General features: G+C 42.2%; 7 protein-coding genes. 2 read left to right on the plus strand and 5 right to left on the minus strand.

The window, feature by feature from the left end; all coding sequences use genetic code 11:
- Window positions 1-11 precede the first annotated feature (11 nt).
- Window positions 12-1,157 (minus strand): transglutaminase domain-containing protein, encoded by a 1,146-nt coding sequence (locus DW059_RS11940; RefSeq protein WP_158552120.1) that lies wholly within the window; start codon window positions 1,155-1,157, stop codon window positions 12-14.
- Window positions 1,158-1,258: 101 nt separating this feature from the next.
- On the opposite strand from DW059_RS11940, the gene DW059_RS11945 reads away from it, so the two are divergent.
- Entirely contained in the window at window positions 1,259-1,765 is a 507-nt protein-coding gene (locus tag DW059_RS11945) for a DUF5721 family protein (protein ID WP_117698942.1), read from the plus strand.
- A 77-nt stretch (window positions 1,766-1,842) separates the two neighbouring features.
- A complete protein-coding gene (locus DW059_RS11950; RefSeq protein ID WP_022242668.1) occupies window positions 1,843-2,043 on the plus strand; it encodes a cold-shock protein in 201 nt (66 codons plus the stop codon).
- A 159-nt stretch (window positions 2,044-2,202) separates the two neighbouring features.
- Here DW059_RS11950 and DW059_RS11955 read toward each other — a convergent pair whose 3' ends face one another.
- From DW059_RS11955 to clpX, 4 genes are all read right to left on the minus strand, one after another.
- Window positions 2,203-2,649 (minus strand): signal peptidase II, encoded by a 447-nt coding sequence (locus DW059_RS11955; RefSeq protein WP_117698943.1) that lies wholly within the window; start codon window positions 2,647-2,649, stop codon window positions 2,203-2,205.
- Between the two features lie 72 nt (window positions 2,650-2,721).
- Window positions 2,722-3,681: an L-lactate dehydrogenase gene (locus DW059_RS11960; RefSeq protein ID WP_117698944.1), complete on the minus strand. Its 960-nt coding sequence runs from the start codon at window positions 3,679-3,681 to the stop codon at window positions 2,722-2,724.
- 72 nt (window positions 3,682-3,753) lie between these two features.
- Entirely contained in the window at window positions 3,754-5,442 is a 1,689-nt protein-coding gene (locus DW059_RS11965) for a S8 family peptidase (RefSeq protein ID WP_117698945.1), read from the minus strand.
- 29 nt (window positions 5,443-5,471) lie between these two features.
- Window positions 5,472-6,914 carry an ATP-dependent Clp protease ATP-binding subunit ClpX gene (gene clpX / locus DW059_RS11970; RefSeq protein WP_117698946.1) on the minus strand — a complete coding sequence of 481 codons (1,443 nt, stop codon included), beginning with the start codon at window positions 6,912-6,914 and terminating at the stop codon, window positions 5,472-5,474.
- Between the last annotated feature and the right edge of the window lie 79 nt (window positions 6,915-6,993).

Below are 6,993 nucleotides of genomic sequence, written 5' to 3' on the forward strand. Positions count from 1 at the left end.
TCACAAATATTTTATTTTTTCAGGAAAGTAAGTACCCGCATTGTCTCATTTTTCATATAAAATAAGGAACTATCCACGGTATAATAATCCCCGATATGCCCTTCTTCAATGAAAAACTGCTGTGCCTGCCCATAAACTGCCTCATCCTCAAACTTCATCTGTACAGGGTGGCTGTCAAGCTCTGTAAATAATGCTCCGATGTCTTCCGGATACCAGTCCTTAAAATAACAATTTTCCTGCACAAAATAACTGTCATCCAGGCAATTGCATTCCGGCAATGAAAAATTCACATTGGGGCTGTGGGTCTGAAATAACTCTTCTGTAGTTGCAGTAAAAAAGCAATAATCTACCACTTCAGCTACATCTCCGAAGTCATCCGGACTGTTGGAAGTTGGATTACCCCAGGTAGTATCCATATAATAATAGGCTCCATCCAGTTCGATGAGATTCCATGCATGTGGTTCTCCATTGGCAGTTCCTGTCACTATCGTACATGGAATATCTAATAAATCCATCAGATATTTTGTGGCACAGGCATAGCCCTGGCACACCGTTCTTCCCTCTAGAAATACACTGATGATATTCTGATTATTCTCTGCATTAAGGTCATAATTTACCGTACGCACCAGCGTATCAAATATAAACCGCGCTTTCTGGTAATCACTGTCCTCGGATGAAATGCCGCCAAGCAGTACATCGACCTTTTCATCAATTGCCGCCTGTGTCTCCTGTCTTGCAGCTTCATCCATTGTATACTTCGGTGCAAACTTAAGCCCGGTCAGTACACCCGCACGGGAATATTCCGTATAGGAATAGCCATCCACCCAGAAGAGTCCGCCATAGTCCGCCATAATTGCTTCATACATTTTTGCCAGTACGTCTTTATCTAATGTAGCAACTGCCACCTCTTCCCGATGATTTAAAATAGCATCCAGCATCTCATCATAAACAAGCTGTTCTTCTTCCGTAAGCTGGCCATATACATACTTTTCCTCTGAAACTGACTCTACCGGAAGCAAGGTATTATCCGGTATCTGTCCATTGATATCTTCTACTACTTCATCTACCCATTCTTCAACGGATGACGTATCGCAGCCGGCAAGCAGAAATGCCATAAGTATTCCTGTAATACCGGTTAATAATCTTTGTTTTCTCATATCATTTCCTTTCAATCTGCTTCTTTTCATAGTCATTCTACAATACTTTCTCTGTTTTTTCTATCCGGTTTGTGTTACACTTTAAAAATGAGGAGGATACTATGATTGCAATACAACTTTTACAGGTAAAAGATTTTATGAATAAATTACTTCGCACGGATTTATTTGACCACTTCTTATTATCAGAAGCTACCATCCGTGGAAAAGGTTCCTATGAAATCGACGGACATCTTGTACCGGATTTCTACAGTCCGGAAGAACTGGATGAACTGGAACTAACCGGTTTAAGCTGCCTGCCTTTTGGCATGCTGCGTGAAAACTGCTTCGCCCTGATCAAGGGAAAACATACCCCCTCCTATTTCCGCTTTATCTTTCAGCTTTCTCCAAAGAATCTTAAAAATACTCTGGAAGTAAGTAAAAGTGGTCTGACTACCCAGGATTTGAATGGAGTTTTCTTAAACATCAAATTTCAGGATGGTATTCTTTCCTGTACCAATGGTGTATCTTACCGCAGTTTTACCTTAGACCACACCTTCGACCAGGAATGGGATCTGCTGATACGAAAATTTTTTGCCGGGCATGATATCCCCTATACTGATATCAACTAATTTTCTTTACTTTTAAAATAAATTATGCTATTCTAAGCGTAGCCGTATGGCTAGATAATTTTTGTGGAGGTACTATAATGAACGGTACAGTTAAATGGTTTAATAACCAGAAAGGTTACGGATTCATCTCTGATGCAGAAGGTAATGATGTATTCGTACACTACTCAGGACTTAACATGGATGGTTACAAATCCTTAGAAGAAGGCGCAGCAGTAGAATTTGACGTAACAGAAGGCGCTAAAGGTCCTCAGGCAACTAACGTAACAGTAATTAAATAGTTGCAATAATCAAGGTTTTTCAATGTACCTTTCTCAGATATAGAATTTGATTTTTAATAATGATTTTTTATGTTGATTAAGATATAACGAACGAATTTGATTAAGAAAAATGGGATTGCTTCCTTCGGTATTATTACCGTTGGCTGCAATCCCGTTTTCTTACCTGTAAGCAAACAACATAGAAACTGCTGCTCCGATAAAAATAAAGAAATCGGAAATATTAAATACAATTCTTGAAAAGCGTTTCCACGGTGTATCAAAGCGGATATAATCCACCACATGCTTCTTATGAATTCTGTCCCAGAGATTGCTTAATCCGCCGCCAACCATCATACTCATACCGGTTTTCAGTCCTGTATTTCCTCTTCTTAATACAAACCCATATATGGTCATCAGTCCTGCCATGCATGCACTGTGTAACCCCAGCATAATTTTCGGTTTCTTCGCCAGAAAGTTCAATGCAGCTCCATTGTTATAATATTTTTCAATTACAACCGGAAGCTTTGGAACTCTTTTTTCTTTTCCCAACGGCTCCTTCTTATCAACCCGCTGCTTGATTCCTTCATCCAGCCCGAAAATGGATGCCACCAGTAATAAATATTTCATGGAAACTCCTCCTTCTTTTGTTCTACCTGATTCCTTCTGTCCTTTTCTTTCTCTCTTTCTGCTCCGCCTGCTCTATAATTCTATGTCAGCAATCACATCCCGCAGTGCTTTTGCTGACGCATGAAGCCTTGCCCGCTCTTCTTCGTCTAATGACACCGGAAGAATCTGCTCCACGCCACCGGCATCCACCACTGCCGGCATGCTCAGCACGATATCAGAAATGCCATATTGCCCATGCATCAGACTGGACACCGGAAGCACCGAATGTTCATCCCGGACAATACATTCACAAATCCGCTTAATCGCCATTGCAATTCCATAATAGGTTGCCTGCTTACGCTCTATAATTTCATAAGCACTGTTCTTTACTTCTTCATATATACGCTTCGTATGACTTTCATATTCCTCATAGCCACGCAGCTTATAAATCTGTTCCAACGGAATGCCGGATACGTTGGCAGAACTGAATACCGCCACCTCGCTGTCTCCATGCTCTCCTACAATAAATGCATGCACACCACGATTGTCGATGCCAAGCTGTTTTCCCAGCATATTTTTTAACCGGGCAGTATCTAATACTGTTCCGGAACCGATTACCCGATTTTCCGGAAAACCGGATAATTTCAATGCTGCCAGTGTCAGTATATCCACCGGATTTGATACGATGAGTAATATGCCACGACACCTTCTGCTGGCAATTTCCGGGATAATATTTTTGTAAATGGCTACATTTTTCTTTACCAGCTCAAGCCTTGTTTCTCCCGGTTTCTGGTTTGCTCCTGCCGTAATGATAATAATGTCGGCATCCACAATGTCATCATAACTGCCGGCATATATTTTCATCGGTGCGGCAAATGGCATTCCATGGCTGATATCCATGGCCTCTCCTTCCGCTCTTGCTTTATCCACATCAATTAGAACCAGTTCGGAAAAGAGCTTGCTCTGCATCAGTGTAAATGCAGTAGCAGAGCCGACAAACCCACATCCGATAATGGCTGCCTTTCGTAAATCAATTGCATGTTCCTGCTTCATCTTTACCCTCCTGCTTCGTGTTTTCTATATAGAATCCCACAGAAGCAGTTATTCTATGCAAACAAGAACCTCCTATGTCCGGCGCAACTGTTCGAAGGTCTGATAGAGATTTAAGGTTCCATATCCCCATTCCCGGTTCGGATAAACTCTGCTTTCTAACCGCACCGCACCGCGGATAAAATCATTTTTAATTTCTGCATTTGTAATATCAGTATTATAACCACGCTCTACTGCCCATTCCAGATACAGTGCTGCAGCTCCTGCAGTAATTGCCGCTGCAATGCTGGTACCACTTCTTGCCTCAAACCGGTTGCCCGGTGCCGGTCCAATCACATTGACACCCGGTGCTGCAAAATCCGGCTTTACCAGTCCCGATGCAGTGTATCCTCTGCTGGAATTCAGATAAATACTGTCATTTCCTGCATTGTATCCACCTACTGTCATCGGTGCAGCTGCATTTCCCGGCATGGTAATTGTCGTATCCGGATTAGAACGAATAAAAGAAATATCACCGGCAATCAGTCCGGTAATCGGAAGCCACATGTGATATCTTCCTTCTATACTGTAATCGCCATTTACCTCAATCGTCCAGATGCCTCTGGTGGGCCGGTCAAACCGGATATAAATAAGCTGATCTCCTGTGGCAGTGCCAACAATGTGGTAATCAATGATAACCTGTGTATTTTCAAATACAAAACGGTATACCTCTCTGCCATCCTGCTGCACCCGGACACCTGCCGTCCGCTCTCCCGTTGGTGATATAATCCGCACCGAATAAAGCTCCGGAGCCTTTGCCCACATTTCAATATGGAAACCCGCCACTGCATCTTCCACATCTACTTCTACCACATCACTCTGCTGCCCGAATGCAACTTCTCCGTAATAATGATGTCTGGCAGTAGCTTCATTCCCTGCTGCTACCACAACTGCCGTATTCCGCTTGAAGGAAACATAATTAAGATAATACGAAATCACACTGTTTCCACTGTGATCCCCGGAATTGCTTCCAAGCCCAAGATAAATCACCAGAGGGCGGCGATATCGTTCCGCCAGTCTGGTCAGATATGCCACCCCCGCCATAATATCATTTTCCTGATAAGCCTTTGCACCTTCCGGAATATAATAAAAACGCCTTAAATATTTCTTTGCCGGCTTCAGCTTTACCATGGCAATCTGTGCATAGGGTGCTACTCCGGCAAATTTCTCCGAAAGTTTTTCGCTTCCTGCCGCAAGACCTGCCATAAAGGTACCATGTCCTTCTTCATCCCGGTGAGGTACTACCCGAAGAGGTGCATCTGTTAACAATGCCATATCGATCTGTTCTTTTGTATATTCCGTTCCATAGAGGAATCCCTCTGGTGTATCTTCACTTCGAATGCTCTGATCCCAGATTCTTAGTATGCGGCTGCTGCCATCAGAATTACGGAATACTTCATTCTGATAATCAATTCCGGTATCCACAAATCCAATCAGAACACCCTGCCCTCTCAAAGCAAGATTTGGCTGACTTTGTACCCTTATGATTCCGCCTGCCTGCAATGCCTCTTCGTCTAATGTGGTAAAACATTTTGGAATTGCCGAATAGGTATACTGGTCAATATCCAGCTTCGGCAAGCCTGCACTCTGCAAATAGACTACATTAAAATCTTTATCAATATTCTGGATACAGCCTCCCGGAAGATATTCATTTTCAAGGCTCAGATAGGAAACCAGAAGGTCGTAATATTCTTCCGAGTATGGTGCGTCTTTACAATCTTCCATATAAGCTCCGGCACTTATTTTCTTTTATTTTATTCGTTTACTGGTAATGCTGCCACTCCACGCATAGTGATAAGCGGGCCGCCCTTTTTCTCAATATAATCTCTTGTAATCGTTACCTGGCCGATGTTTTCGTCCTTTGGAATCTCATACATAATATCTAACATAAATTCTTCAATAATGGAACGAAGTGCTCTGGCTCCGACCTTCTTCTCTTTTGCTTTCTCTGCAATTGCCCGCAGCGCATCCTCTTCAAATACAAGATTCACTTCATCTAATGCCAGAAGCTTCTGATACTGCCTGATGATAGCATTTTTCGGCTCCTTTAAAATACGAACCAGCATATCAACGGTAAGCGATTCCAAGGTAAAGAGAATCGGAAGTCTTCCGATAAACTCCGGTATCATTCCAAACTTCTTTACATCTTCTACCGTTACTTTCTGTAACAGATTCTCATCATTATCATATTTATCCTTCAAATCTGCCTGGAAACCAATAGATGCCTGCTTATTAAGACGTTCTTTGATAATCTCTTCAATATCCGGGAAAGCTCCACCACAGATAAAAAGGATATTCTTAGTGTTAACGGTAACCATCGGAACCATGGCATTCTTGCTGCTGGCTCCCACCGGCACTTCCACTTCTGCTCCTTCAAGAAGCTTTAACATTCCCTGCTGTACGGATTCTCCGCTGACATCACGCTGGTTGGTATTCTTCTTCTTGGCGATTTTATCAATCTCATCAATGAAAATAATGCCATGCTCTGCCCGCTCTACATCATTATCTGCAGCTGCAAGCAATTTACTGACAACGCTTTCGATATCGTCTCCGATATAACCTGCCTCGGTTAAGGAAGTCGCATCTGTAATTGCCAGCGGCACATCCAGAAGTCTTGCCAGTGTCTTCACCAGATAAGTCTTACCACTTCCGGTCGGTCCAATCATTAACATATTGGATTTCTCGATTTCAATATCATCCATCGTATCGGTTGCCACACGTTTATAGTGATTATAAACTGCCACAGACATTACCTTCTTGGCATATTCCTGACCAACCACATATTCATCCAGGCTTGCCTTAATCTTATGTGGTGCCGGAATCTTCTTAATATCTAATTTCGGAGCTTCTGCTTTCTCCTCTTTGGTTTTCTTTTTCTTAATCTTCTGGCTCTGCGGCATAAAGCCCTGCAAATCTGAAAGATTAATCATGCTGATATTGGGCATCTGACCATTTGGTATAAAATCACCCATTGGAAATCCAGAGTTATTCATGCTGTCGAAGGTTCTCTGCATACAGTCTTTACAAATGCAGATATTATTCGGAATCTTTATCATCTTACCGGCAACACTTTCCGGTCTGCGGCAGATGTAACAGATTTCTTCGTATTCATCCTTCTTCTCATCTGTGGTCTCTTTCTTTGTCTCTTCTACAGTATCTATATTTTCAAGTTCTCTCTTGTCTTCATTCTCTGTCATATCTGATTCTCCTATTCTCTCAAATCTGTTTTAGATTCTAAAACATTGCTTTTATTATAATTCAAGCCGGTTTTATCTC

This window comes from Roseburia sp. AF42-8 (genome assembly GCF_003435965.1).
Classification (GTDB): Bacteria; Bacillota; Clostridia; order Lachnospirales; family Lachnospiraceae; genus Roseburia_C; species Roseburia_C amylophila.